Source organism: Variovorax sp. 01T439_2, from assembly GCF_056398445.1.
This window is the reverse complement of sequence record NZ_JBFTPJ010001094.1, coordinates 1-1,779: the sequence shown is the minus strand read 5'-3', so window position 1 is coordinate 1,779 and position 1,779 is coordinate 1. Positions and strand designations below refer to the sequence as shown.

General features: G+C 70.0%; 3 protein-coding genes. All 3 read left to right on the top strand.

Annotation, left to right across the window (positions count from 1 at the left end; genetic code table 11):
• The coding region (locus tag AC1DOC_RS32300; protein WP_478131400.1) for a phosphatase PAP2 family protein at positions 1-483 on the top strand (483 nt) is incomplete at its 5' end.
• Between the two features lie 93 nt (positions 484-576).
• Positions 577-819 (top strand): acyl carrier protein, encoded by a 243-nt coding sequence (locus tag AC1DOC_RS32295; RefSeq protein WP_012746984.1) that lies wholly within the window; start codon positions 577-579, stop codon positions 817-819.
• Positions 816-1,779: beta-ketoacyl synthase N-terminal-like domain-containing protein (locus AC1DOC_RS32290; RefSeq protein WP_478131399.1), on the top strand; the 964-nt coding region annotated here is incomplete at its 3' end. The genes AC1DOC_RS32295 and AC1DOC_RS32290, both read left to right, overlap by 4 nt.

The following is a 1,779-nucleotide window of genomic DNA, read 5'->3' as shown; positions in this document are numbered from 1 at the left end:
CTGTGGTTCTACGTGGGCATCGCGCCCGGCCTGCAGCCCAACTTCCGCGAGCTGGTGGTGTACGGGCTGTGGATCGGCGCGCTGTGCCTGACGGGGCTGGGCCTCTTCTACTTCTGGCCGACGCAGATACCGCCGCTGGCCATCGACGTGTCGGGCTATCCCGGCTTTGCGATGCTGCAGGGCGTGGACGCAGCGGGCAACGCCTGCCCCTCGATGCACGTGGCGGTGGCCATCTTCACGGCCATCCGGCTGGACCACGTGCTGCGCGAGGCGCGCACGCCGGTCTTCCTGCGCCTTGCCAACTGGCTGTGGTTTGCCGCCATTGCGTATTCGACATTGGCCGTCAAGCAGCACGTGGTGCTCGACGCGCTGGCCGGCGCGCTGCTGGGAATGGCCTTCGCGCTTCCTTCGCTGCGCTGGCGGCCGGAGGGCATGCGCCGGAGCAATACCCTGGTGGGAGCGGATATCATTGGCCATCACTGACCCACAAGCCGAGCGAGGAAGGGGTCGATCCCATGGCGCGCCCCGAGGGCGGCGATCGATCAGCGGCCGGCACACGACAACAGGCATCGCACGATGAGTTCGCTGAAGGAATTGCAGGACCTGATCCACGAGAAGTACGGTATCGAACCGTCCAAGCTCGACCCCAACGCATCGATGCGCGAAACCGGCGGGCTCGACTCGCTGGCATTGGCCGAGTTCCTGTTTGCCATCGAAGACCACTTCGGCATCACCATGCCCGATGAAGACGCCAACATCGACACGCTGAACGAACTCGCGGTGCTGGTCGACAAGGTCAGGGCCGCGAAGACAGCGTGAAGCACGAGGTCTGCGTCACCGGCCTGGGCGTCGTGGCGCCGCACGGCGACGAGCCCGGCGCGCTGTTCCAGGCCCTGCTCGACGGCCAGTCGGCCATCCGGCCGGTCTTCCCCGAACTGCCCAAGCCCGCCGCCGCCGCCACGGTGGACTTCGACGAAACACGCTGGTTCACCAAGCTGCAGCTCGCCGGCGTCGACCGCGTGAGCCAGCTCGCGGTGGCCGCCGCCGACCTCGCGCTGCGCGATGCAGGCCTTGCCGCCCACAACGACGCCGATCCTGAACGCATCGGCATCTATGCCGGCTGCGGCATGGGCGGCGCCGCGGCGCTCGAAGCCGCCTACCGCGGCAACGGGCGGGTCTCGCCGCTCACCATTCCCGCCTTCATGCCCAACGCGCCCGCCGCCCACGTCGCCATGCGCCAGGGCGTGCAGGGGCCGGTGCTGACCTACTCGGTCGCCTGCGCCTCGTCGTCGGTGGCCATTGCCGAAGCGGCCAAGGCCATCGAGCGCGGTGAAGTCGACATGGCCATTGCCGGCGGCAGCGAAGCGCTGATCGTGCCGGGCGTGGTGCTGGCCTGGCAGGCCATGCAAACCCTGGCCAGCTTCCAGCCCGGCGAAGCGGCCGGCGCGGTGCGGCCCTTTGCGAGCGACCGCAGCGGCTTTGCGCTGGGCGAAGGCGCGGCCTTCCTGGTGCTCGAATCCGCCGAACGCGCACGCAGCCGTGGCGCCCGCAGCTACGCCACGCTGGCCGGCTGGGGCCTCGGCAGCGACGCCACCCATCTCACCAAGCCCGACGCACCCGGCCAGGCGCGCGCGCTGCGCCAGGCGCTGCGCCAGGCCGGCCTCCAGCCGCGCGACGTGGGCTACTGCAATGCGCACGGCACGGCCACGCGCATCGGCGACGTGGTCGAGCGCAACGCATTGGCCGATGTGTGGGGCGACGACCTGGACAGCCTGCGCG